Source organism: Psychroserpens luteolus, assembly GCF_021032705.1.
Lineage (GTDB): Bacteria > Bacteroidota > Bacteroidia > Flavobacteriales > Flavobacteriaceae > Psychroserpens > Psychroserpens luteolus.
Genome location: NZ_JAHVXI010000006.1, coordinates 1 through 26,067, shown reverse-complemented (window position 1 = coordinate 26,067; position 26,067 = coordinate 1). Strand labels below are relative to the sequence as shown.

Here is a 26,067-nt window from a genome sequence, read left to right as displayed (position 1 = left end):
AACTAATTCAATCAAACAATGAACGCAATCAAAAAAGTAAGAGACAAATCAAACAGATTCGCAAAACAATGGGCCGAATTTGTAATCAAAAGAAAATGGTATGTATTAATTGCATCTCTAATTCTAGCAATGGGACTGGGCTCTCAAGGCAATATGGAATTTGATGGCGATTATCATGTATTTTTTAGTAAGTCTAATCCAGAATTAGAAGCTTTTGATGCCTTACAAGAGAAATATACTAAGGATGATAATGTCATACTAGTTTTATCACCAAGTAATAAAAATGTATTTACCAGAGATAATCTTTCGGCCATTGAGAGTCTAACTGCTGAAGCCTGGAATACGCCATACTCTTCGAGAGTAGATGCATTGACCAATTTTCAATATACAAGTGCTCAAGGTGACGATCTTTATGTCGATGATTTGTCCTATGAATCTGAGCTTAAAAGCGAATCTGAAATACAACAAATAAAGCAAAGGGCTTTAAAAGAACCTTTATTGGTCAATCGTATTTTAAACGAAAACGGAAGCGTTACGGCTATTAACATAACTGTTAGACTACCAGGTGAAGATAGCGCAAAAGAAATTCCAGAAGTGACAGCCTTTGTAAGAGAAATGATTGCTAACTTCAAAGAGAAACATCCAAATTTTGAAGTACACTCTTCAGGCTTGGTTCCACTCAACACTGCTTTTTTTGAAGCATCTATGAGAGATCTCATGCTCACTATGATCATGTTGATCATTGTTATTATTACCACATTTATCCTTACTCGAAATATTTATAGCACCATAGCCACACTTGTTGTTGTTATGTTCTCTATCATGAGCGCTGTTGGATTTGTAGGGCTTATGGGTATCAAACTCACACCACCTTCTTCGGTATTTCCAACTATGATTTTGACACTGGCTGTTGCTGATAGTATTCACATATTGATTACTATGCTTCAAAAAATGCGAAAAGATGGACTGAGCAAAATAGATGCTTTGACAGAATCAATGCGATTAAATTTTATGCCTGTTTTTATTACAAGTTTAACTACAGTTATTGGGTTTTTAACAATGAATTTTGGTGATGTTCCGCCATTTTGGGACCTCGGAAATATTACTGCATTTGGGATGACTATGGCATTTCTATTTTCAACTACTGCTCTACCCGCTTTAATGGCCATATTACCTGTAAAATCAAAAGTCAAACAAAAAGAAGAATCAAAGCTTATAAAAGCAAACTGGTATACTACGCTTGGTGAATTTGTAGTGAAACAACCACGTCGATTAACCATTATATCACTTGTTATTATTGGAGGATTAACTTACCTAGCTACCAAAAATTCATTTAATGATGAATTCATCAACTATTTTGATGAAAGTGTAGAATTTAGAACAGATACAGATTACATAAGTGACAACTTAACTGGCATCTACAATATTGAATATTCTATTGGAAGTGGCGAAAGCGGAGGAATTAATAATCCAGAATATCTAAAAAACCTTAATGCTTTTGAAAATTGGCTGGAAGAACAGCCTGAAGTGGTTCATGTTAATGCCTTTAGTGAGGTTGCTAGACGTGTTAATCGTTCTATGCATGGTGATAATGAACAGTTTTATCGCGTACCTGATAATCGCGAAGAAGCTGCTCAATACTTATTATTATATGAACTCTCATTGCCTTTTGGATTGGATTTAAACAATCAAATCAATGTAGATAAATCTGAAACTCGTGTAACTGTAACTATTGAAAATGTGACTAGTGCAGACATGATTGTCTTTGCAAAGAAAGGCGAGGATTGGCTTAAAAATAATACACCAGAACCTATGCACGCCATTGGTGTTAGTCCAACACTAATGTTTTCTAAACTTGGATTTAGACAAGCAGATAGCATGTTTAAAGGAAATATCATAGCTCTTATTCTAATTTCTTTAGTTCTGATGTTTGCTTTACGAAATTTTAAACTGGGATTATTAAGTATAATACCAAACGTTACACCTGTATTGGTTGGTTTTGGAATCTGGGCACTATATAAAGGACAAATAAATACTGGAATGGTTATCGTTTTTGGTATGACACTAGGAATTATAGTAGACGATACTGTACATTTTATGAGTAAATTTTTAAGAGCACGTCGAGAGTTAGGCTATGATGCCAAACAAGCTGTAATCTATGCTTTTGAAACTGTTGGGAAGGCACTTGTAACAACAACGTTAGTATTACTTGCAGGTTTCGCAATTCTATCTACATCATCTTTTGCGCTTAACAGCTACATGGCTAGAATTACCGTAATCATTATCGTTTCAGCATTGGTAATTGATTTTATTCTATTACCAAGTCTACTCATTTTAACAAGTAAAAAGAATACATCAATTAAAGCAAATAATTAAATCATAGTAAAAATGAAAAAAACAATAATTACAGTCGTTGCATTATCAATCATAGGATTTGCCAATGCACAAACACCTGAACAGCGTGGATTAGAGATAGCTAAAGCCGCTGAAAAAGCCGATTTAGGATTTAATAGTTCCTCTGTTCAATTGAAAATGACCTTAAAGAACAAAAACGGACAAACTAGTGAACGTTCTCTAACTACCAGAACTTTAGAACTAACCGAAGATGGGGACAAATCCTTAATCGTTTTTAATAGTCCGAAAGATGTTAAAGGTACCTCAACCTTAACATTTACTCATAAAGTAGGTTCTGATGATCAATGGTTATACTTACCGTCAATAAAGCGTGTTAAACGAATATCATCTAATAACAAATCAGGACCTTTTGTTGGCAGTGAATTTGCTTATGAGGACCTCTCTTCTCAAGAAGTAGAAAAGTACTCATATAAATTTCTCGAAGAAAAGAATGGTCTTCTTATCGTTGAACAAGATCCTGTAGATCCAAAATCTGGTTACACACGACGAGTAGTAAGCTATAACAAAAATAAAGGATACAGAATTGAAAAAGTTGAATTCTATGATAGAAAAAATGCACTTTTAAAGACCTTAACCTATTCCGATTATAAACTTTATAAAAATAAATTCTGGAGGGCAGGTGTTTTTAATATGGTAAATCATCAAAGCAATAAAGAAACGCGACTAGAATTCAATGATTATAATTTCGATGTTAACTTGACCGATGATGATTTTTCTCAAGTTGCACTTAAAAGAGCTGGTAATTAATAGCGTTAAAAAGTCGCAATATCGTTAACTATTTTCCTTCATCGTTTTAGTTAGTATTGGTTAATAGCAATAGTTTTCGGTATTGCGCTTTTAAATTAGCATAGCAATGAAAATTCTTAAATCATCATATCACGTATTAATTTTTCTTTTTTTATTAACTCAATTTAACGGTTATGCTCAAGAGGAAGATAATGCTTTAGTCCATGAATTCGAGCTTGAACTAGAAGCTGAATATCGTTATTTCCCAAACAAAAGTGCTTTTGAAGGACAGAAAGATCATTTCCCGTCAATCGCCATTCAACCTGAATACAGTTCACAATGGAATAACGGTTACGAAAGTATAAATGCCACAGGTTTCTTTAGATTAGACCAAGACGATAATAGAACGCATTGGGATATAAGAGAATTGTATTACCAAAAGGCCAAAAGCAATTGGGAGCTTAGTATAGGTCTCAAAAAAATATTTTGGGGTGTTACAGAAAGTAACCATCTTGTTGACATTATCAATCAAACAGATGCTGTAGAATCTTTTGACGGTGAAGATAAGCTTGGTCAGCCAATGATTCAATATACACTGTCGACCAATTATGGAAATTTTGATATTTTCTACCTTCCTTACCATCGTAAAAGAGTATTTCCAGGAGAAAAGGGACGTTTGCGATTTCCTTTGGTCATAGATGAAGATGCCATAAACTACGAGAGTAGTGCAAAAGAGTGGCGACAAGATTTCGCAATTAGATGGTCTCACTTTTTTGGAGCATTTGATATTGGATTATCCCATTTTTATGGTAATGGTCGTGAACCACTGTTCGCTTTTGATGCCTCCGGAAATAGTAATGCGTTTTATCCAGTTATCAATCAAACAGGTTTAGATCTTCAAGTAACTCATAATGCTTTTCTTTGGAAATTTGAATCCATTTATCGCAGTTCTGAAGCGCAAGACTTCTTTGCATTGGTGGCAGGATTAGAATACACCTTTAGTAATATAAATGGGAATGGATTAGATATTGGTGTTTTAGGAGAATATCTATACGATGATAGAGATGAATTGGCATTAAATGCACTTCAAAATGATATATTCTTCGGAAGTCGAATTGCTCTTAATGATACCCAAGATACGTCTATATTAATTGGAGGAATTGCCGATTTAGAGTCTTCAAGTAAAATTTTTAGTATTGAAGGATCTCGCAGACTAGGAAATAGCTGGAAAGTAGAATTAGAAGGTCGTTTTTTTAGCAATATAGACAACAACGAATTTATCTTATCTAACTTTAGAGAAGATACATTTTTAAGACTATCTATTTCTAAATTCTTTTAAACAATTTCAGCGCTTAGACCAGCTTCCAAAAGCATAGTACAACGCGGCTCTAATTCTTTATATTCACCTGTTTTTACTGTACATTGTCCTTTATAATGAACAATAATTGAGCATTGTTCGGCCTGTTCTGGTGTATGGTCACAGGCATAAATTAAAGTGTCGATAACATGATCAAAAGTATTCACATCATCATTGTATAGTACAATCTCATTAAGCGGTTGTTCTAAGGTATCGACGAGGAGTTCTTCCTGTATTTTTTCTTTGGTGCTCATCAACTATTTTTATATAAATTTAAAAAAAATCTCAGTAATAAAAAAGACTTCTATTCATAGAACAGAAGTCTTTTAATATTATTGTAATCTTAGTAGTTTAACCTATAATTTATGATTAATTACATGGTCCTATAAAAGTCCAACCACCACTCACTCGTTCATAAAGGTTACCAAAATATGTAACGCGATCACCAATACTATAGCTTACTCCACTTTGCCATTCGGAAACACCATCACAAGGACCAGAAGTACTTGCTGGATACATGGCACGTAAAGCCGTAACATCATTACCGTTAAAATTACCACTTACACTTGTAGAAAAACAAGCCTGCATAACTGAACTCAAATCTCTACCTGTAGGAGTTCCAGCTATATGTACAGCTCCATTTGATCCCGACCCTTCATTACCTTGACTAGATGGAGGACAACTTAAACGATCGAACCAATCTGAATGACGAAAACCAATAGAGTGCCCTATCTCATGAGTAATGACATGCTCATTGACATTAGTAGAAAATTGCTCTATACCATAAATCTGTACAAACTTATTTGGTTCTCCGTTTGAGTTTGGAAAACCAGCAACACCTCCGTTTCCGGGATTATTTATAGAATTATCATATACCACCATATCTGCGGCTTGGTAATTAGTACCAAACGATAAATTAAATTGAAGCGTCATATTACTAATGTTATTATAATTAGCAACAGCTCTAGTTAAAGCAGTTTGTGCCTTACTAGATAGTGCTTGACTACCTCCAGTATATCCTAAAATATTAATAGTTTGATTATTTGCTGATACTAAATTAAACGTTCTATATTGACGATTTAAATCAGTACCGATGCCTGCTAGTGTATTTAGTTCATCTCTTGTGAAAACAATATCACTACCAATATAAATTCGTTCTTCTATTGTTCCATCTGGAAGGTGAAAATCTCCAATGGAAACAATTCCAACGTCGATATCTAAAGTTTGAATAGCATCCAATAATTCTGTATCAGTAACTAAAGTTCTATTCTCGAGATTGTTCATATTAATAATTATGTCCTCATCAAGATTTGAAATATCCTCTGTGACACTTTCTTTTTCGCAAGATTGAAAAGAAAATATTAGACATAGACCAGCTAAGGTCAAAAATTTAAAATTTTTCATTTTTGAGTAAATTAAGTTAATAAATGGTATTTACGTAAATGGGATGAGCTATATAATAAATATTAATTCCATGTTTTATTATTCATCATTTAGTCTTTGATAATTATCAATGCGAAGTTAAATATTTCTTAAATAAAAAAATTACGGTTTTTCCGTAATTTTAAAATTATTTTCAGTTTTATTGTTAAAATTTTGAGCTTTTCGTCGAAGTTTTTAAAAATTACTGAAAATTATCTATTTTTTAAATTTTAAAGCGACCCAATTATTTCTTTTCAAAGTCTCTATATGCTTTAAACCATAGGTTTCACATTTGGTATTGATAATAGAAATATCGTCATTGTAAAATCCGCTTAAAAACAAAACCCCTTTATCATTCAAAGTATTGACGTAGGTTTCCATATCATTCAATAAAATATTTCGATTGATATTGGCAATAACAATATCATAATGTCTTCCAGGCAAGAGACTTGCGTCGCCTTCAAGAACAGTAATATGCTTACAATTATTACGTTCGACATTTTCAAGACTATTGAGATAACACCAATTATCATAGTCAATGGCATCAATAGGTTTTGCGCCTTTCATTTCGGCAAGAATAGCCAAAACACCTGTGCCGCATCCCATATCTAAAACTGATTTATCTTTAAAATCATTGTTTAGAATATATTGAATCATCATATGGGTAGTCTCGTGGTGACCCGTTCCAAAACTCATTTTGGGTTCTATGACGATGTCATATTCTGTATCTGGTTTATCATGAAAAGGAGCTCGAACCGAGCATTTATTATCAACGATAATTGGACTAAAATTCTTTTCCCATTCGGCGTTCCAATTGGTTTGTTCTATCTCTTCAAAAGTAAATGATATCTCAAATTCTTCAGAATCTAAGATCCAAACACCATCAAGGATATATTCATTCCATTCCTCTTTCTGAATGTAGGCTGTCACACCAGTTTCAGTTTCAACAAAGCTCTCAAAACCGGCATAACCTAATTCTGCTATGAGAATCTCTACAGCAGGTTGAAGCGGCTGTACTTTAAAATAATAACCTATGTATATTGTGTTTGACATCTCACCTGTTTAGATTACAAAGTTACAGGTAATTTTATCAAACTATTGTTTTATTATTCTTAAAACTGAGACCAGTTCCTTTCTATTTTGAACAGTTATAGATTTTTTGATACATTAAAACGCATTAACAATAGCATAAAAATCTTCAGCCTTCAATGAAGCACCTCCAATTAGTCCACCATCAACATCTGGTTTAGAAAAAATCTCTTTAGCATTATTGGGTTTCACACTACCTCCATATAGAATAGAGACAGATTCTGCAGTATCATTACCATAGTTATTGGCTAATGTTTTCCTAATAAATGCATGCATATCTTGTGCTTGCTCAGGAGATGCAGTTTCTCCTGTGCCAATAGCCCAAACTGGTTCATATGCGAGTACTATATTTTTGAACGCAGAGGCTTCTAGATGAAACAATGCATTTTTAATCTGGTTTTCTACAACAGTCTCTTCATTTCCAGATTTACGATCTGACAACTCTTCACCAAAACAAAAAATGATTCGCATATTATTTTGCAACGCTGCATCTACTTTTTTAGCTAACGATTCATCAGTTTCATTATAGTAGGCACGGCGTTCACTATGCCCTAAAATCACTGTTTTGATGCCTAAACTTTTTAGCATTCCTGCACTCACTTCTCCAGTATAAGCACCTTTATCAGAAAAGTGCATATTTTGAGCAACGACCTCAATATCGTGTTGCCTGGTGGATTCAAAAGCATGCCATAAGTTTGTGAATGATGGAGCAATCATTACTTCGGCATCAGAAGTTTGCTCTTGTTGCTTTAATTCTGAAATCAAGGTTTCTGTTTGTATTAAACCATTATTCATTTTCCAGTTTCCTGCTACGATATGCTTTCTCATGTGTCTATACTTTTATATTACCGAAGAAACGGTAAATTTATTTTAAATGTTCTTTTATTTTTGGGTCACTAATTTTTACAGCTCGAAATAATTTAATCTTCCCGTCTTTATCTACAATCATATATCTTGGAATCCAATCTAGATCTATAAAATCACTAAAGACACCATCCCATCCTGAAGGCATAAAATAGTGTTCGCCTTCAATCTCATATTTTTTAATTCCTGCTTTCCAACTCTTTTGGGTTTTGTCCATTGATAAAAACAAATACACCACTTCAGCATGTTCTTCCTGGAGTTTTTTAAGATTGGGAAGACCTACAATACAGTCTCTACACCAGCTCGCCCAGACATCTATTAAAATAGTTTTTCCTTTATGACTGTCTAAAATAGATTGAAGAGTTACAGATTCGCCTTCACTATTGACAAATGTATCGTTTAGAGCATCTGTCGAGAAACTCGTTGGATCTGGTTGTGCTTCACAACTTAAAAAGAAGATGCTCAAACAACATATGGTTAAAATCTTTTTCATATTATTCTAATTTTACTTTTGGATCCAGCCATCCATAGATGACATCTACAAAAATGTTTATAATGATAAAGAGCATTGCAATGACCAAAACAGATCCCATAATTACTGGTAAATCTAAAGTGTTTAATGCATTAACAATTTCTTTTCCGAGGCCGTTCCATCCAAATATATATTCTACAAATACAGCACCTGCTAACATTGATGCAAACCATCCTGATATTGCAGTTACTACCGGATTTAACGCGTTTTTTACAGCATGCTTTTTTATCACTTGAAATTCACTCAACCCCTTTGCTCTAGCTGTTCTAATATAATCTTGATTAAATACTTCTAATAAAGAATTTCGCATCAACTGAATCACAACAGCCAACGGACGAATTCCTAAAACAATAGCTGGGAGAATTAAATTTTTCCATTGGATATTGACGTTCTCACCAAAATCGTCAAGCTCGTACAAGCTTCCTGTCATTTCCAAATTGGTATACTCATGTAACACAAAACCAAATAACCAGGCAAATAAGATAGCACTAAAAAAGGAAGGCACACTCATGCCGAAGGTACTAAAAATTTGAATCGTTTTATCAATCCATTGGTCTTTGTATAAGGCCGAAATAATTCCGAAGATAATTCCTAAAACGATGGCAATAAAAATAGCCGATACCGCTAAAACGAAAGTATTTGGTAGAGTCTCTCCAATGACTTGTGACACTTTCTTTCCCTGTTTTGTAAAAGATTCTCTCAAATATGGAAACTTGACAACTGTGGTTGTTTGTCCGACAGTGAACAGTTGAGACGCACTGTACTTTCCGTCTCGTAAAAATGTATAATCATCTTCATTAGTAGAATGAAATGATAATGGTGACAAATCGTTTAAGTAATATAAATACTGCGTTGAAATAGGTTGATCAAAGCCATACTTAGCCTTTACAGCTGCAATTTGTTCGCTATCTTCATTTTGCCCTAACATCATTTGTGCTGGGTCTCCTGGTAGTACGTTAAATAAGAAAAAAATTACAGTCACTACTCCAAAAAGAGTAAGCAATGCATAAAAGGCTTTATTTAAGATATAACTAAACAGATAGTTGTTATTAGTAATTAATTAAAACTCTAAATCTTCTAGATCATTCCAATGTGCTTTTTGAGTAACTGTTCCTTTTTCTAAAACAATAACTCCAGGATTAGCTCGTACTACAGTTTTTAGTACTTTTTCGTCACATAGGTAAAAATCGACATCTAATTTATAGGTGTCTTGAATTTCTTTCTTTTTTTGTTGACCTGAAGCCGTCAATCCAATCACTGGATAACCATTATCTTGTGCTCGTTTCGTCATAGCTTTAAGCGCTTGCATACCTTCGGCTTCGGCTTTTTCTAAACTATAACAAACGATGATTACCAATTTATCTTCAGCTAAAAACTGCTGTGTTAAATCTTCATCTTCAGATTCTATCGTAAAATCCTGAATTTTTGGTTCATCCCCTTTCTTAACAACTTCGGTTTTTACACCTATAATTTCGTCATATTCTTTTGGTCCACGACCACGATCTGTTAAGGTTTTCTCTTCTCCATTTAATTTATACGTCCAAGTATAATCACTTATTTCTTTTTGAGCATCTGGAGGCAAGGTCATATTTTCCTGAAGATTGTCGCCAATTTTATAAGCTCTAAAATCTGTAAAAGGTAGATTTTGCAAACAATAATAAGCAAAAGCCAAAGACAGCATATAAGCCGCTAAGAGCGTTAACCAGTCTCCTTTCATTTTATGTTTAAGCAGGTATACAATACCAAATATAACAATAGAAAATAGTAAACTAAACCACCATCCAATATATAAAACTCCAAACAGGAAAATAAGGATCAATGACCCAATAATATAAAAATGATCTTGTTTCTTATCATTTTTTGGTATCTTATTTCTAATACCAAAAATGAATAGCGGAATCGTAAATATGAGCAAAAACAGATCCTTATAAAAAGACTCCTTAGGTTCTAATTTTAAAGCATCGCCAAAGCAACCACAATCTTTTACACAATTTTTACTAAACTCTTCTCCTAGCCTGCCAGCAGCATCTTGTGCTTCTAAGCAACTTGACGTGTACCATGTCAACCATGTAAAAAACAGCATCATTAGTAAAATCAATACTGTGGAGAGTTTTGTTTTTAATCCAAAAAGAACTGCAACTCCCAGAACCACCTCAACTACACAAATAAATACTGCTAATGCCAAAGAATATGGAATCAAAAACTCCATATTTAAAACATCATGGGCAAAATAATCATTGAGTTTGTATGAAAATCCAATTGTATCATTACACTTAATTAAACCTGAAACAATAAATAAGCTTCCTACAATAAGTCTTGATATGGTTATAAATATCTTCATTTTGAATTCTATTAGTTTAACAAACAGCTACTTTTAATGCCTTGATATTATTCGTTATTAAGATGAATTAATGCAAACACCGAATAATTGATCATATCTTGATAATTGGCATCTATACCTTCACTCACTAAAGTTTTTCCTGAGTTGTCTTCAATTTGCTTTACACGCAATAATTTTTGCAAAATCAAATCGGTTAAACTACTCACACGCATATCTCTCCAAGCTTCGCCATAATCGTGATTTTTATCCATCATTAACTGCTTAGTTACGGCAACTTTCTCATCGTAAAGTGCTGTAGCTTCTTCTAAAGACAAATCTGGTTGTTCAACAACGCCTTTATCCAATTGTATTAAAGCCATAGTACAATAATTGATAATCCCAATAAACTCACTCACTTCCCCTTCATCCACCTTACGTTCACTATTTTGTTGTAAACTTCTTATACGCTGAGCTTTTATAAAAATTTGATCGGTTAAAGATGGTAATCTCAAAATTCGCCATGCACTTCCGTAGTCTTTCATTTTGTTAACAAACAGACTTCGGCATTGCGAAATCACATCATCATATTGTTTTGAAGTATCTTGCATTTAAAACATTTAATTTTCCGTAAATTTCGCATAAATTAATCAGATTTAAAAACTTTAACCTCACTATATAATTTTGAGCAAAAACATCAATTGTAAAGGGCAATTAATAGACCTAAACCAACCGAAAGTTATGGGTATTTTAAACGTTACTCCTGATTCATTTTATGATGGAGGACGCTTTAGAAATAAATCTATGGTTATACGGCAAGTAGAGACTATGTTGAGTGATGGTGCAACGTTTATTGATGTTGGTGGATATAGCTCTAGACCTAATGCCGACCATATAAGTGAAACCGAAGAATTAAAGCGTGTCCTTCCAATTGTCGAACTGGTTATTAAAAATTTCCCTGATGTATTATTATCTATTGACACCTTCCGTAGTGAAGTCGCAAAACAAGCCATTGATGCTGGAGCGTGTTTAATCAATGATATTTCTGCAGGTCATTTAGATCATCAGATGTTAAACACAGTTGCAAAGCTCAAGGTTCCTTATATTATGATGCATATGAGAGGCACGCCACAGACGATGAAGCAAATGACCGATTATGATGATTTAATCAAGGATGTCCTCTTTTATTTTTCTGAACGCATAGCCAAAGCTAGAGATTTAGGAATCGTCGACCTTATAGTAGATCCTGGTTTCGGATTTGCAAAAACTATAGAACAAAATTTCGAATTACTTAATAGATTAGAGCTTTTAAAAATGACCGATTTACCCATTTTAGCTGGTGTATCTCGTAAATCGATGATCTATAAAACACTTGATAGTTCTGCAGAAGAAGCACTTAATGGGACTACAGTTCTAAATACTATTGCACTACAAAAAGGCGCCAGTATCTTAAGAGTTCATGATGTTAAAGAAGCAATGGAATGCATAACACTTACTCAACAATTACATTAATGAAACATTTATATATCTTACTTATTGCTGTTACTTTATTCTCCTGCGGAAAAGGAAAATCAGTACTACTTCCTGAAATTGAACATGCAGAAATCACCGAAATTTATGATGTATCCCATGCCTATTTGTTTTATGATGAAACTCAACCTGACAGTGTGGAACTCAATCGAAAAAATTTAATTAGCACAACCAATTGGTTAATTAATGTGGACAAGCGTTTAACTCTCGAACAAGCCATTCCGAAGATCAAATTCTTACAAGATAAAAAGCGAAATGCTAAGATGCATAAAAATGAAAATGCCAAGAATTATTACACCTGCAATGATACGAGTATTGAAAATTTAGGATTTTTGGAGTTTACTGAAATTCACTATACTGAAGATTATTCGGCATCTGCGCTTAGTAATACATCACAACTATTTTCTGATAGGATTTTTATTCATCCAGAAATTTATAAAGACCGAAAAATCCGTTCAATGACATTCAACAAATCGAATCAGCCTGAATTAAAACTAATAAATTATTCAGATTTTAGTGATTATTTAAAAGCTATACAAAAAAACAACACTAAGGATTCGCTAATAGTCTATTTGAATTTTCAAAAGAATCTAAGTTTTCAAGATTACATAGATTTTAAAGCTGCCATAACAGACATAAAAATTAACGGTGTCAGAATCGATAATAGAGAATTCATTTATTAAGCAATAATTATTACATTTACACAAACACGCTAGCCTTGGAGAAATTCAAATTTTGGGATTTTGGGATTATAGACTTTATCGACGTTTTTCTGGTCGCTATTCTTCTCTACTATGTCTATAAGCTTGTTAAAGGCACCGTTGCAGTTAATATTTTTATTGGAATCATTATTATTTATTTGGTTTGGAGAGTCACCGATTTTCTAGACATGTACATGCTTCATCGCATTTTTGATGGCTTCATTAAAGTTGGAATTATTGCACTTATAGTTGTGTTTCAACCCGAAATACGGAAATTCCTCCTCATGGTTGGCTCCACAAATTTAAGTGGTCGTGGAAAGTTTTTCAAGAAAATGAAATTCCTAAAAACAGAAGTCGAAACCGAAACCGATATTAATGCACTTGTAAATGCTTGTGAACGTATGGGGAAATCAAAAACAGGAGCACTTATTGTTATAGAACGCAATAATAATCTTGATTTTTTGGTCAATACAGGTGACGAAATGAACATAAAAGTAACCCAACCTATCATTGAAAGTATATTCTTTAAAAACAGTCCGTTACATGATGGCGCCATTATTATTGAAAACAATGTGGTGAAAGCTACACGTGTCATATTACCAGTGAATAATGAAAAAACCATCCCTCAGCGTTTTGGTTTACGTCATCGTGCAGCAGTTGGTATTACCGAAAAAACAGATGCTGTTGCTTTAGCTGTTAGTGAAGAAACTGGACAGATTTCTTATTTAAAAAATGGAGAGTTCGTCATGTTTGAAGATATACAAGAACTCACAACTTTACTGTATAAAGATCTGACTTAAATGAATTGCAAGAATTGTAATAGTCAACTTTCAGAAGATTTTAATCGTTTCTGCTCAAATTGCGGTGAACGGATCAATGCAAACCGCCTAACGGTAAAATCTATTGTTTCTTTATTTTTTTCAAATTTCTTAAGTTATGATAATAAGTTCATAAAAACATTTCGAGATCTTACGCTAAGACCAGAGAAAGTCATCAATAGTTATAACCAAGGCTTTAGAAGAAATTATGTTAACGTAGTTAGCTATTTAGGCTTAGTCGTAACACTTATTGGATTACAGTTTTATATATTCAGAAGCTTTTTTCCAGAATTGTTAAGTGTTGGTGATCTTATAAAAACCACAACTCCTGTAAATGAAAAGATTTTTGACCCTGAAACCTTTCTTGATAACTTTTATCAGTATCAAGGATTGTTAACTGTAATGTTTATTCCTATTTATGCATTCGGTTCGAAGCTACTATTTTTAGATTCGAAGCGCTATAATCTTGCCGAACACTTTGTGATTAACATATATACAAATGCACATTTTTTCACCTTTTGGTTTGTGGCTAGCATGATTTCGATCGTTTTTAGTATCAATTATAATCTCTTTTCTCAGTTTGCCATTATTCCAATGTTGATTTACATGACCTACGTATTTAAAAGGCTTTTCGACATAAAAACCTTTAATGCCTTTATAAGAGTAGTTGCCTATTACTTAATTGCGCTAATAGTTATGATCATTTCTGCCATTATAATAGGAGTTATATATGGCATCTACTTAGGCGCTTCTGGTCAAATACAACCTATAGATTTGCACTAATATGAATTGTAAAAACTGTCATACCGAACTCACTTCAGAAAGCAATTTTTGTAATAATTGTGGCGGGAAAGTCATACGCAACCGCCTGAGCTTTAAAAATCTTTTTGAACATATTAGTGAAACCTTCTTCAATTATGATAATAAATTACTACGTACGTTTATCGATTTATTTAAGAAGCCTGAAGCCGTTATTGACAGCTATGTGCAAGGCGTGCGAAAACGTTATGTGAACCCTTTGAGTTTTTTAGGTATCACCTTAACATTAAGTGGGTTGTCTATATTTATTATCAAGAAATACTATTTAGAGTATCTTGATTTTTCAAAGTTGTTCACCGCAGAAATATTTAATAATCCAACCTCTCAACAAATGTTGGCCGATATGGCTAATGGTGGAGGAGGTGCCTTCGAATATAATTCATTGATAATTTCGGCAATGATACCTTTATTGGCCATTGTATCGGCTGTTGTTTTCTATGATAAGCGTTATAATTTAACCGAGCATATTATTCTTTATATGTATAGTATGTCAGCATTACTTTCGGCCTCGGTTATTATTGGTATGCTTGTACTATTAGCAATACCTGAGCATTATTTGATCTATAGCATGCTATTTTATGTTATTATCTTTGCCTATCATTGCTACGCACTAAAACGCATATTTAAACTAAGCGCGCTACAATTATTTCTAAAGGTTTTACTTTTCTTTGCTGTGTTTATAGCACTTTATATTATACTCGTAATCATCATGACTATATTCTTAATAGCCACTGGAGGTATAAAAGATTATATTCCAAAAAAATAATTTATACAGCTTCAGCTTTTAAAAACTGGACCTCATATAGATTTCTGTAGTAACCGTTTTCTACTTTAAGCAGCTCTTTGTGTGTCCCTTTTTCTACAATTTTCCCTGCATCCATAACAATAATTTGATCGGCTTGTTGGATTGTTGCCAAACGATGTGCAATAACAATTGACGTGCGACCTTCAGTAATTTTGTCTGTCGCATCCTGTATCAATTGTTCAGAATAAGAATCGACAGATGATGTCGCTTCATCAAGAACCAATATACTCGGATTGGTCACGTAGGCTCTAAGAAATGAAATCAGTTGACGTTGACCAGAAGATAACATAGCTCCACGTTCTTTAACATTATAATGATAGCCATTAGGAAGGCTTGATATGAATTTATGAATTCCAATATCTTTAGCAGCTTGAATGACTTCCTCTTCCGAAATATGAGGGTTTTTAAGTGTGATGTTATTAAGTATGGTGTCTGCAAACAAGAACACATCTTGAAGTACTACAGCAATTTGTGAACGCAATGATTTTAAAGTTAAACTTTTGATATCTGTCCCATCAATACAAATCGTACCATCATTAATATCATAAAAACGATTTAATAAATTAATGATAGTTGATTTCCCAGCACCTGTTGCTCCAACAATAGCAACTGTCTCTCCTGCTTTAACATCTAATGAAATACCTTTAAGAACCTCTTCATCTTTAATATATGAAAAGCGCACTTCTTTAAATGCTATATCACCTCTAAACTCTTGAGCAATTGCTTCACCAGAATCATCTATTTGTGATGTAGTGTCTAAAACTTTAAATACACGATCGGCTGCCACCATTCCCATTTGGAGGGTGTTGAATTTATTCGCTATTTGGTTTAAAGGTCTAAACAACATAGGCACAAACATGATAAAAGCTGTTAGATCTCCTATGGTAACTGTTTTGTTAAAAACTACCATTAATCCTCCTACCCAAACAATAGTTCCCAATGTAATGGAAGACAATAAATCGGCAATAGGAAAAAATACAGAGTTATACCATACGGTCTTTAGCCAGCCCTTTTTATGACGCTCATTTATAGCTTTAAACTTTTTGAATTCAGTATCTTCTCTAGTAAACAACTGAAGTATTTTCATTCCTGTGACACGCTCTTGCACAAAAGAATTTAAGTTAGATACTTCATTACGCACTTCTTCAAAAGCGCGTTTCATATACTTCTGAAATATCTTTGTCGCAAATAAGATAATAGGCATGGTTGCAAAAGCAATTAGGCTCAATTTCCAATTTAAATAAAACATAGCTGCAGCAACTGCCAACATTTTAAGAAGATCGCTAAAAATCATAAACAGTCCTTGCCCAAAGATATCCGCAATACGCTCCATATCTGTAACTGTTCTTGTAATTAAAACTCCAACTGAGGAGTTATCATAATATTTCATTTTAAAATTCAGAACATGGTCATACAATTTGACGCGAATGTCTTTAACAACAGATTGCCCTAACCAACTTGCATAATAGATAAATAACAATTGACTTACTACTTCAAAAATCAATAGGCCTAACATTACTAAAATCCAAAATAGAAATCCGTCATAAGCTTTTATAACGACATAGTCATCAATAGCTTTTTGGAGAACTAATGGCCGAGCAACTCCAAAAAGAGCAAGGCCAATAACACATAGCAAGGATCCAAAGAACACTAATCTGTAAGGCTTAATGTACTGCAGTAACCGTTTGAATAGTGTTAAATCAAAAGCTTTGGTCTTTTTGTTTTCCATTTAATTTCCTTCTAGTTTTATATGTTTTGGATAGTCTACATTAACGAGATATAACCCGTGAGCAGGGACCGAAAAACCGGCCTCACTCCTATCTTTAGATTTTATAATATCATGCAAACGTTCCAATTCCAACTTACCTAAACCAATATTAATGAGTGTGCCAACTATAGCGCGAACCATATTTCTTAGAAAACGATCTGCTTTGATCGTAAATAGTAGTTCGTTGTTCTCAATAGTCCAATGAGCTTGCATGAGTTTACAATGATACGTTTTTACATCTGTATTCACCTTCGAAAAGCATTGAAAATCGCTATACTGCAATAGGATATCGCAAGCTTTGTTCATTAACTCCACATCCAATGATTTATGCAAAGCATAGGAAAAATCAAAATTGAAGACATTTTTTTTGGTAGAAACCCTATAGTGATATGTTCTACTCAAAGCATCAAAACGAGCATGTGCATCAGCAGAAACTTCAAATATAGTTGTAACAGCAATATCCTTCGGAAGGAAAGAATTCAACTTGAATACAAAATTATCTGGAAACTTCTGTTCGGTATCAAAATGAGCAAATAACTGTGAAGCATGCACTCCAGCATCTGTTCTACCTGCTCCCATTATTGAAATATCATGTTTTAATAAAGTCGATAAAGCCTTTTCAACAACTTCCTGTACAGAAATGGCGTCAGGCTGATTTTGCCACCCATGATATGCTTTTCCGTTGTATGATAATTCGATAAAAAAACGCAATAGAAACCTTACTTTTGTAAAAGAACAAAGATAAATGTTTTTGTCGCTTTTTAATCGCTATTAACATAATTAAAAGGTTTTCTCCAGAAAACCATACAACCACAAAATGAAGCCGTTTTATGACAAAAATCCTACTGCTATCAGATACACATAGTTACATCGATGAAGCTATTTTAAAATATGTTAAACAAGCAGATGAAGTATGGCATGCTGGAGACATTGGAGATCTAAGTGTTACTGATGCTATCAAAGCGCTTAAGCCTTTGCGCGCTGTTTACGGAAACATTGATGATGCGAAGGCTAGAGTTGAATTCCCTGAAAATAATCGGTTCATGTGTGAAGACGTAGATGTTTGGATAACTCATATTGGCGGTTACCCTCCAAAATATAATATGCGGACTCGACATATGATCAAAGAACACCCTCCACGTATTTTTATTTCAGGGCATTCACATATTTTAAAGGTTATACCTGATAAGCGCTATAATTTAATCCACATGAATCCAGGTGCAGTAGGCAAGCATGGTTTTCATAAAATAAGAACAATGCTTCGCTTTACAATAGATGGTAAAAACATCGAGAACCTCGAAGTAATAGAGTTTCCAAAAAGATAGTTCAAACTTTTAAAAATAATAAAAAACCCAAGGTCTTCACCTTGGGTTTACGCACTAAAATAATTAAGATAATAGGGTTTATCGTAATCGATCAACAGATTTTACGAGGTCTTCATCCTTTTTTATGGCTTTATTGGCTAAGACCAATAACACGATAGATAAAATAGGTATGAATATCCCAACACCCTTCTCTGAGATTTGACTCTCTCCAGGTGGCATTAGCAATTGATATACAAAAAATCCTAATAAAATAAAGTTTAATATGATGTTGAGTCGGCCCAAAACAAATTGAAGCTTCCTATTTTTAAAACAAAAAATTGAAATTAAAGATAATAAAGCAGATCCTAAAAACAAACCTAAATACAAGTGTTCATCTTTTGCGTAAACTATAACATCTTCGACCTTAGTCCACAAATGAAATACAAATATCAAACCAGCAGAAACTCCTGCTGCAAATAAAAGATATATGGATTGTATACGTTGAATCATTTATAATTATCAATAATAAGGCACAAAATTAATAGTTTCTTTTTAAAAGTAGTATTAAATTTTAAAAATAAAATTGTATTATTGCATAAACAATGCGTTACCTACAGTGTAGCAGGTTGTTAATCTTCAGATTTTTTTCAAATTTTTCCCATTTTATATTTTTCAGAAAAGTAAGAAACTAATCCATTTCAAAGAATAAACTTAATTAGTACACATTATACATGTTCGAAATTTCCGAATTAAAAGCAAAGAAGCTTCCTGAACTTCAGGAAATCGCTCAAAAATTGAACGTTCCTAAATACCGTTCGTTAAAGAAACTGGATCTCGTTTACCAAATCTTAGACTTCCAAGCAGCCAATCCAGACGCTGTAAAAAAAGAAGTAGCAGCTCCTGCTCAAAAACAGGAACAGAAGAAACCTGCGCCTCAACAAAGAAAGCCTAGAGCTCGTGTTGAAAAAAAGCAGGATGATAAAAAACAGGATCAAAAACCTGCACAGCAGCAGAAGATGAACCTAGAAGAGAAAAAAGAGGATAACTCTCCTAAATCTCATCCTAAGGACAAAAAAGACAATAGAAATAATAATCAGAGAAGTGATAATCGTTCTAAAAACTCTAATGACAATAAGCAAAATAATCGTCAGAAGAATGATAATAAACAGAACAATCCGCGCTCCAAAGATGGTAATCAACATAAAAACAACGGTAACAAAGATAGTCGTAACCGTTACAGAGAGCCAGATTTTGAATTTGATGCCATTATTGAAAGTGAAGGTGTATTAGATATTATGCAAGATGGTTACGGATTTTTACGTTCATCTGATTATAATTATCTATCGTCACCCGATGATATTTATGTATCTCAATCTCAAATTCGTCTATTTGGATTAAAAACAGGAGATACAGTTCTTGGTCATGTAAGACCTCCAAAAGAAGGTGAAAAATATTTCCCTTTAATCAAGGTTAGTAAAATTAATGGTCAAAAACCAGAAGTTGTAAGAGACCGCGTATCTTTTGAACATTTAACACCTCTGTTTCCTCAGGAAAAATTCAATATTGCAGAAAAGCAAAGTACGATTTCAACACGTATTATGGATTTGTTTTCTCCTATCGGAAAAGGACAACGTGGTATGATTGTGTCTCAACCAAAAACTGGTAAGACGATGTTATTAAAAGATGTTGCCAATGCCATTGCTGCAAATCATCCTGAAGTATATCAAATGATTTTATTAATTGATGAACGCCCAGAAGAAGTAACAGATATGCAACGTAATGTTCGTGGTGAAGTAATCGCTTCAACTTTTGATAAGGAAGCCCATGAACATGTAAAAATTGCAAATATTGTATTAGAAAAAGCAAAACGTCTTGTAGAATGTGGCCATGATGTAGTCATCTTATTAGATTCTATTACACGATTGGCAAGAGCTTATAATACAGTTCAGCCAGCATCTGGAAAAATATTAAGTGGTGGTGTAGATGCAAATGCGCTTCACAAACCAAAACGATTTTTTGGTGCTGCCCGTAATATAGAAAATGGTGGTTCATTAACTATAATAGCTACGGCATTAACAGAAACTGGCTCTAAAATGGACGAAGTTATCTTCGAAGAATTTAAAGGAACAGGTAATATGGAGTTACAATTAGATCGTAAGATATCTAATCGTCGTATTTTCCCTGCAATTGATTTAACATCATCTAGTACACGTCGTGACGATATCCTATTAGATGAAACTACAATTCAAAGAATGTGGGTGATGAGAAAATATCTTGCCGATATGAACCCTGTAGAAGCTATGGAATTTATCAACGATAGATTTAAACAAACTAGAAATAATGAAGAGTTTTTGGTATCTATGAATGGCTAAATACATAAAAACTTGATACAACAAAAAACTCTTAATATAATATTAAGAGTTTTTTTATGAGTAAATGCAAATAATTCGTTTGTTGAATACATCACATAAAAAAAGCTTCTCATATGAGAAGCTTTTATAATTTTAATTATAATAAGTTCTTGTTAGCTTAGGGAAGCTACATGCTTAGTTAATTTCGATTTCAAATTAGCCGCTTTATTATCATGAATGATATTGTTTTTAGCTAATTTATCTATCATTGAAATAACTGAAGGCAAGTATTCTTTTGCGTCTTTAGCTTTTTCCATATCACGTAATCTCTTGATAGCACCACGAGTAGTTTTGTGTTGGTATCTGTTACGTAAACGTTTAGCTTCGTTACTTCTAATTCTTTTTAATGCTGACTTATGATTTGCCATTGTATTTTCTTTCTTATTAAAAATTGTAGCCCGTAGGGGAATCGAACCCCTCTTACCAGGATGAAAACCTGGCGTCCTAGCCGATAGACGAACGGGCCATTTGAGTTATTTCATTTGTAGTTGGACATTTTATTAGTTTTCTAACTACAATTTCAAATGAACATGCAATTACTCATTGCGGATGCAAAAATACAACTATTTTTAAATGTTGCAACACCTAAATAAACTTTTTTAAAAAAAAATTAATACGCCTTTGCAAATAACACTCTTTTCGTTGATGGTTTCCCACTGTAAACACAGACTCCATCTGTTGTTTCAGCATCTGTTGGTATACATCTAATGGTCGCCTTTGTCAACTCTTTTATTTTCTGCTCTGTCTCTGCAGTACCATCCCAATGCGCAGAAATAAAACCAGTTTTGGACTCTAAAACATCTTTGAATGTTTCAAAATCATCAACTTCTGTGATATGCGTATCTCTAAAATTAAGCGCTTTATTAAATAGTTCATCTTGAATCACTACTAATAATGAACTTATTGTAGATGACAATTCAGACATTGATACAATTTCTTTGCTTAAAGTATCACGTCTAGCTAACTCTACTGTTTGATTTTCTAAATCTTTAGGACCAATGGCTATTCTTAAAGGTACTCCTTGCAATTCATGCTGTGCAAACTTAGCTCCTGGCCTATGCGTTGTTCTAGAATCAAATTTACAAGTCACGCCTAGAGTTTTCAATTCTTTTATAATACCATTTGCCTTTTCAGTTATAGTATCAAGCTGCTCGTCATTTCTATAAATAGGAACAATCACCACTTGAAAAGGGGCTAAATTTGGAGGTAACACCAAACCTTTATCATCACTATGTGTCATAATTAAGGCTCCCATTAATCGGGTAGAAACACCCCAAGACGTCGCCCAAACATGATCCAACTTCCCTTCATTGTTAGTAAATTTCACATCAAAGGCCTTAGCAAAATTTTGTCCTAAAAAATGAGATGTTCCAGCCTGTAGTGCCTTTCCATCTTGCATTAAAGCTTCAATACAATAGGTTTCTTCAGCACCAGCAAAACGCTCACTTTCTGTTTTCACACCTTTGATAACTGGTATGGCCATAAAATTTTCAGCAAATTCTGCATAGACATTATTCATGAGTTCTGCTTCAACTAGTGCTTCTTTTTTAGTCGCATGAGCAGTATGTCCCTCTTGCCATAAAAATTCAGCCGTACGCAAAAATAACCGTGTTCTCATTTCCCAACGCACCACATTAGCCCATTGGTTAATTAAAATTGGTAAATCTCTATAACTTTGAATCCATCCTTTATAAGTATTCCATATAATAGCTTCACTTGTAGGCCTAACAATAAGCTCTTCTTCTAGCCTAGCCTCAGGATCAACACGAAGCTTTCCTTCATTATCTGGATCATTCTGTAGCCTGTAATGAGTCACTACTGCACACTCTTTAGCAAAGCCCTCAGCATTTTTTTCTTCAGCTTCAAACAAGCTTTTAGGTACAAAAAGAGGAAAATAGGCATTTTGATGTCCAGTTTCTTTAAACATTCTATCTAATTCTGCTTGCATTTTTTCCCAGATTGCAAAGCCATAAGGTTTTATAACCATACATCCTCTTACTGCTGAATTCTCAGCTAAATCAGCCTTTACGACCAATTCATTATACCATTTTGAATAGTCTTCTGCTCTACTTGTAAGGTTTTTACTCATTTTAAGTGTTTTGGCACAAAATTTGTGATACTGTTAAATAAAAAAATAGTTCAACAAAACTAACTATTTTTGTAATGTTCAACAATAAAAATCAAGAGATATGCAATTAAACAATTACATACAGAACAAATTTCCATTTTTTGTTGCACTAAGCTTAACATTTCTGTTGGCTTCTTGTGGTTCATACCAATACGTTGGTTATGACAGCGATGGTATCTATAGTGACAGTGAAGTAGTATATGAAGAAACAAGAACCGTTCCTGCAGAAAATAATAGTTATTTTAAAGATTATTTTACAGAAAAATCAGATCAGTATGATAACATTCCCGATGATGGTAGTGCTATATTCACTGATATAGATTCATATGTAGGTGAGTATGATGATGTCGCTTCTGATGAAGTTCAAACTGGTAATGCTGGCTGGGGACAAGATCCTGATAATGTTAGCATTAATATTATCAACAACGGTTGGGGATGGAACAATTGGGGATGGAACTATTGGGGATGGAATAGATGGAACAGATTTGGTTGGTCTCCTTGGGGAGGTTTTGGAGGCGGTTTTTATAATGGCTTTAATTATGGCTGGGGTTATTACGGCTGGGGCGGCTGGAATGGCGGTTTCGGTTGGGGCTGGAATGCATGGTGCCCTCCAGGCTATTATGGATATGGTTTCAATAACGGTTATTACAACAATGTAGCCTATAACTATGGAAGAAGAGGGTCTATAAATGGACTCAATAGAGCAAATGCACGTCGAGGTGTTTACAGCAGTAGATCAAATGCCGCATTAACAAGAGCTAATACACGACGAAATAATGCAAGTATAAGAGGCAATACAAGAAGTAATACAAGGATTAGAACAACTAGACCTAATACTAGAATTAGAACGACGAGACCAAATACTAGAATTAGAACAACTAGACCAAATACCAGAATTAGAACTAGACCAAATACACGTAGCAACTCCAATGTTAGAACGCGTCCAAGTAGAAGTAATAATTCTAGTGTTAGATCTAGACCAAGCAGAAGTAATAACTCTAGTGTTAGAAGCAGTAGATCTTCTAGTAGAGGCAGCTCTGTAAGAAGTTCTGGTGGTTCTTCAAGATCATCTGGTTCATCTAGATCATCATCTAGAGGCGGTGGTCGTAGAGGATAATCCAAATTTATTTATCGAAAAATTATAAAATTTTACTATGAAAAAATTAACTATACTAGTCATAGGTGTACTTTCTATGTCTAATATTATGGCACAAGATATCTCTGATGCCCTAAGATATTCACAAGATGAAATTCAAGGTTCTGCTCGATTTAGAGCCCTAAGCGGTGCTTTTGGCGCACTTGGAGGTGATATGTCTGCAGTTAGTATTAATCCAGCAGGTTCTGCAATTTTTAGTAGAAGTCATGCATCGATATCACTTTCGGGTTTGAACATCGATAATGATGTAACCTATTTTAATGGGCAAAGCGCGTCTTCAGATTCTAAAACAGACATAAACCAAGGTGGTGCGGCTTTTGTTTTTTCTAATAATAATGAAAATTCACCATGGCGTAAATTTGTACTAAGTGTAGCTTATGATAAAACTGGGAACTATGATGACCAGTGGTCAGCAAATGGGCAGAATACAAATTCTATAGATAGCTACTTTTTAGCTTTTGCACAAGGTAAAAGACTTGATGAAATATCTGCTTTTCCTGGCGAGACCATATCTGAGGCCTATGGAGAAATTGGTGCGTTTTTTGGCTTTGGAAATCAACAAGCTTTTTTAGGATATGAATCTTTTATTTTAGAACCAGATGCAAATACTGATGAAAATACAATATACACGTCCAATATAGCTCCTGGTACTTTTAATCAAAATTATAACTATACCTCAAGAGGATATAACGGAAAAGTCAGTTTTAATGCTTCTGCTCAATATGATGATAGATTGTATTTGGGTATAAACTTAAATACACATTTCATTAATTATGAAAGATTCACATCTTTTAATGAATCTAATTCTAACACTGGTTCTTTAGTAACAAATGTAGGCTTTGACAATAATTTATTGACAACTGGAAATGGGTTTTCCTTTCAATTAGGTGCCATTTTAAAACTTACAAATGAATTAAGAGCTGGTTTTACATATAATTCACCAACATGGTTGACCATTACAGAAGAAACTTCGCAATATGTAGAAACGGTAAGAAATGATGGAAGCGGTAATATTTCCACATTTATAAATCCAAATATCATAAATATTTTTCCAGATTATAGACTACAGTCTCCTGGCAAAATTACAGGAAGTTTAGCTTACGTTTTTGCTGAGCAAGGATTACTAAGTTTCGACTATTCAAGAAGAAATTTTAAAAACACTAAGTTTAGACCTACTTCTGATGCGTTTTTTGCAGCTCAAAATGATATCATCGATGATGTTTTCAAAATCGCAAACACATACAGAGTTGGTGGCGAATATAAAGTTAAGCAATTTAGCTTTAGAGGTGGATACAGGTTTGAAGAAAGTCCTTACGAAGATGATACGTTCTACGGAGACTTAACAGGTTATTCTTTAGGTTTAGGTTATAACTTCGGAAACACTAGACTAGATATTACATATGATCAAGCTGAGAGAACAACTAATAATCAGTTATATTCTGTTGGATTAACTGATGCAGCAACCTTAGACACAAACAATTCTAACATTACATTGACCTTAGGTTTCAACTTGTAATTTATAAAGCAAAATATAGACTAAAAATGCCGAACGTTTGTTCGGCATTTTTATTTGATAAAACATAGTATATAAATAAATGCATTACTTTCCAGAGTTCTTATTTCAAATCCAAATAAAACTAGTAACACTAAGATAAAAGAGTATATCACATCATAATATTGGTTTATTAAAACAGTATGTTATCTCGAAAAGGCATTAAATAAAAAAGCCATGCATGTGCGCATAGCTTTTATATTTATTTATCTATCTTATTCCCAACTTATCTTTTCAGGGTAAAATGGGCTTTAAATTCTTTACGGTCACCTGTATTAGGTTCATTATACTCAACTACAAACCAATAGTCACTTGTTGGCATCTGGTTCCCATTATAGTTACCATTCCAACCT

Annotated in this window: 26 protein-coding genes and 1 tRNA gene; 12 read left to right on the top strand and 15 right to left on the bottom strand. The window is 33.7% G+C overall.

What is annotated here, in order from left to right; genetic code table 11:
* Positions 1-18: 18 nt before the first annotated feature.
* The 3 genes from KWG70_RS14280 (at position 19) to KWG70_RS14270 (ending at position 4,480) form a co-directional block, all read left to right on the top strand.
* A complete protein-coding gene (locus KWG70_RS14280; RefSeq protein ID WP_230936724.1) occupies positions 19-2,376 on the top strand; it encodes an efflux RND transporter permease subunit in 2,358 nt (785 codons plus the stop codon).
* A 12-nt stretch (positions 2,377-2,388) separates the two neighbouring features.
* Entirely contained in the window at positions 2,389-3,162 is a 774-nt protein-coding gene (locus KWG70_RS14275; protein WP_230936723.1) for an outer membrane lipoprotein-sorting protein, read from the top strand.
* Positions 3,163-3,268: 106 nt separating this feature from the next.
* Complete coding sequence (locus tag KWG70_RS14270) at positions 3,269-4,480, top strand: hypothetical protein (protein ID WP_230936722.1); 1,212 nt, start codon at positions 3,269-3,271, stop codon at positions 4,478-4,480.
* On the opposite strand, the gene KWG70_RS14265 is transcribed toward KWG70_RS14270, so the two are convergent.
* The 8 genes from KWG70_RS14265 to KWG70_RS14230 all read right to left on the bottom strand — a co-directional run bounded on the left by KWG70_RS14265 (position 4,477) and on the right by KWG70_RS14230 (position 11,333).
* A complete protein-coding gene (locus KWG70_RS14265; RefSeq protein WP_230936721.1) occupies positions 4,477-4,752 on the bottom strand; it encodes an ATP-dependent Clp protease adaptor ClpS in 276 nt (91 codons plus the stop codon). The two genes, KWG70_RS14270 and KWG70_RS14265, sit on opposite strands and share 4 nt — an antisense overlap.
* 115 nt (positions 4,753-4,867) lie before the next feature.
* Positions 4,868-5,902 carry a M57 family metalloprotease gene (locus KWG70_RS14260; protein ID WP_230936720.1) on the bottom strand — a complete coding sequence of 345 codons (1,035 nt, stop codon included), beginning with the start codon at positions 5,900-5,902 and terminating at the stop codon, positions 4,868-4,870.
* Between the two features lie 234 nt (positions 5,903-6,136).
* Positions 6,137-6,973 carry a 50S ribosomal protein L11 methyltransferase gene (gene prmA / locus KWG70_RS14255; RefSeq protein WP_230936719.1) on the bottom strand — a complete coding sequence of 279 codons (837 nt, stop codon included), beginning with the start codon at positions 6,971-6,973 and terminating at the stop codon, positions 6,137-6,139.
* A gap of 114 nt (positions 6,974-7,087) precedes the next feature.
* The gene (tpiA, locus tag KWG70_RS14250) at positions 7,088-7,837 is read right to left on the bottom strand and encodes a triose-phosphate isomerase (RefSeq protein WP_230936718.1); all 750 of its coding nucleotides are present in this window, start codon (positions 7,835-7,837) and stop codon (positions 7,088-7,090) included.
* 37 nt (positions 7,838-7,874) lie between these two features.
* Entirely contained in the window at positions 7,875-8,366 is a 492-nt protein-coding gene (locus tag KWG70_RS14245) for a TlpA family protein disulfide reductase (protein ID WP_230936717.1), read from the bottom strand.
* A 1-nt stretch (position 8,367) separates the two neighbouring features.
* On the bottom strand, positions 8,368-9,444 hold the full coding sequence (locus tag KWG70_RS14240) for an ABC transporter permease (protein ID WP_230936941.1): 1,077 nt from the start codon (positions 9,442-9,444) through the stop codon (positions 8,368-8,370).
* Between the two features lie 21 nt (positions 9,445-9,465).
* On the bottom strand, positions 9,466-10,746 hold the full coding sequence (locus KWG70_RS14235) for a MauE/DoxX family redox-associated membrane protein (RefSeq protein WP_230936716.1): 1,281 nt from the start codon (positions 10,744-10,746) through the stop codon (positions 9,466-9,468).
* A gap of 47 nt (positions 10,747-10,793) precedes the next feature.
* The gene (locus tag KWG70_RS14230) at positions 10,794-11,333 is read right to left on the bottom strand and encodes a DUF1599 domain-containing protein (RefSeq protein ID WP_230936715.1); all 540 of its coding nucleotides are present in this window, start codon (positions 11,331-11,333) and stop codon (positions 10,794-10,796) included.
* A gap of 130 nt (positions 11,334-11,463) precedes the next feature.
* On the opposite strand from KWG70_RS14230, the gene folP reads away from it, so the two are divergent.
* Genes folP through KWG70_RS14205 form a run of 5 tightly spaced genes read left to right on the top strand, consistent with a single transcriptional unit; the run spans position 11,464 to position 15,356 of the window.
* A complete protein-coding gene (folP, locus tag KWG70_RS14225) occupies positions 11,464-12,234 on the top strand; it encodes a dihydropteroate synthase (RefSeq protein ID WP_230936714.1) in 771 nt (256 codons plus the stop codon).
* Positions 12,234-12,935 carry a hypothetical protein gene (locus KWG70_RS14220; protein WP_230936713.1) on the top strand — a complete coding sequence of 234 codons (702 nt, stop codon included), beginning with the start codon at positions 12,234-12,236 and terminating at the stop codon, positions 12,933-12,935. Before folP ends, KWG70_RS14220 begins: the two co-directional genes overlap by 1 nt.
* A 35-nt stretch (positions 12,936-12,970) precedes the next feature.
* Positions 12,971-13,753: a diadenylate cyclase CdaA gene (cdaA, locus tag KWG70_RS14215; protein ID WP_230936712.1), complete on the top strand. Its 783-nt coding sequence runs from the start codon at positions 12,971-12,973 to the stop codon at positions 13,751-13,753.
* Positions 13,754-14,554, top strand: coding sequence for a DUF3667 domain-containing protein (locus tag KWG70_RS14210; protein WP_230936711.1), 801 nt, complete (start codon positions 13,754-13,756; stop codon positions 14,552-14,554). It abuts the gene before it with no gap.
* Between the two features lies 1 nt (position 14,555).
* On the top strand, positions 14,556-15,356 hold the full coding sequence (locus KWG70_RS14205) for a DUF3667 domain-containing protein (RefSeq protein ID WP_230936710.1): 801 nt from the start codon (positions 14,556-14,558) through the stop codon (positions 15,354-15,356).
* A gap of 1 nt (position 15,357) precedes the next feature.
* Here the strand turns inward: KWG70_RS14205 and KWG70_RS14200 are convergent, their stop codons facing one another.
* The gene (locus KWG70_RS14200; RefSeq protein ID WP_230936709.1) at positions 15,358-17,124 is read right to left on the bottom strand and encodes an ABC transporter ATP-binding protein; all 1,767 of its coding nucleotides are present in this window, start codon (positions 17,122-17,124) and stop codon (positions 15,358-15,360) included.
* Positions 17,125-17,874 carry a tRNA pseudouridine(38-40) synthase TruA gene (truA, locus tag KWG70_RS14195; RefSeq protein WP_230936708.1) on the bottom strand — a complete coding sequence of 250 codons (750 nt, stop codon included), beginning with the start codon at positions 17,872-17,874 and terminating at the stop codon, positions 17,125-17,127. It lies immediately after the preceding gene.
* Positions 17,875-17,993: 119 nt separating this feature from the next.
* Here truA and KWG70_RS14190 point away from each other — a divergent pair, with 119 nt between their 5' ends.
* Positions 17,994-18,488 carry a metallophosphoesterase family protein gene (locus KWG70_RS14190; RefSeq protein ID WP_230936707.1) on the top strand — a complete coding sequence of 165 codons (495 nt, stop codon included), beginning with the start codon at positions 17,994-17,996 and terminating at the stop codon, positions 18,486-18,488.
* A 78-nt stretch (positions 18,489-18,566) separates the two neighbouring features.
* Here the strand turns inward: KWG70_RS14190 and KWG70_RS14185 are convergent, their stop codons facing one another.
* Positions 18,567-18,977, bottom strand: a complete 411-nt coding sequence (locus tag KWG70_RS14185) for a DUF4293 domain-containing protein (RefSeq protein ID WP_230936706.1) — start codon at positions 18,975-18,977, stop codon at positions 18,567-18,569.
* Positions 18,978-19,198: 221 nt separating this feature from the next.
* Between KWG70_RS14185 and rho the strand changes: the two genes are divergently transcribed.
* Positions 19,199-20,839 (top strand): transcription termination factor Rho, encoded by a 1,641-nt coding sequence (gene rho / locus KWG70_RS14180; RefSeq protein WP_230936705.1) that lies wholly within the window; start codon positions 19,199-19,201, stop codon positions 20,837-20,839.
* 152 nt (positions 20,840-20,991) lie between these two features.
* Here the strand turns inward: rho and rpsT are convergent, their stop codons facing one another.
* The 3 genes from rpsT to proS all read right to left on the bottom strand — a co-directional run bounded on the left by rpsT (position 20,992) and on the right by proS (position 22,967).
* A complete protein-coding gene (gene rpsT / locus KWG70_RS14175) occupies positions 20,992-21,246 on the bottom strand; it encodes a 30S ribosomal protein S20 (protein ID WP_230936704.1) in 255 nt (84 codons plus the stop codon).
* A 26-nt stretch (positions 21,247-21,272) separates the two neighbouring features.
* Positions 21,273-21,344, bottom strand: a tRNA-Glu gene (locus KWG70_RS14170).
* Positions 21,345-21,488: 144 nt separating this feature from the next.
* Entirely contained in the window at positions 21,489-22,967 is a 1,479-nt protein-coding gene (proS, locus tag KWG70_RS14165) for a proline--tRNA ligase (RefSeq protein WP_230936703.1), read from the bottom strand.
* Positions 22,968-23,067: 100 nt separating this feature from the next.
* On the opposite strand from proS, the gene KWG70_RS14160 reads away from it, so the two are divergent.
* Together KWG70_RS14160 and KWG70_RS14155 are read left to right on the top strand one after the other, a co-directional pair.
* Positions 23,068-24,123 carry a hypothetical protein gene (locus KWG70_RS14160; RefSeq protein WP_230936702.1) on the top strand — a complete coding sequence of 352 codons (1,056 nt, stop codon included), beginning with the start codon at positions 23,068-23,070 and terminating at the stop codon, positions 24,121-24,123.
* Between the two features lie 37 nt (positions 24,124-24,160).
* The gene (locus tag KWG70_RS14155) at positions 24,161-25,678 is read left to right on the top strand and encodes an OmpP1/FadL family transporter (protein WP_230936701.1); all 1,518 of its coding nucleotides are present in this window, start codon (positions 24,161-24,163) and stop codon (positions 25,676-25,678) included.
* 262 nt (positions 25,679-25,940) lie between these two features.
* On the opposite strand, the gene KWG70_RS14150 is transcribed toward KWG70_RS14155, so the two are convergent.
* On the bottom strand, positions 25,941-26,067 hold a 127-nt coding region (locus tag KWG70_RS14150; protein WP_262910639.1), incomplete at its 5' end, for a T9SS type B sorting domain-containing protein.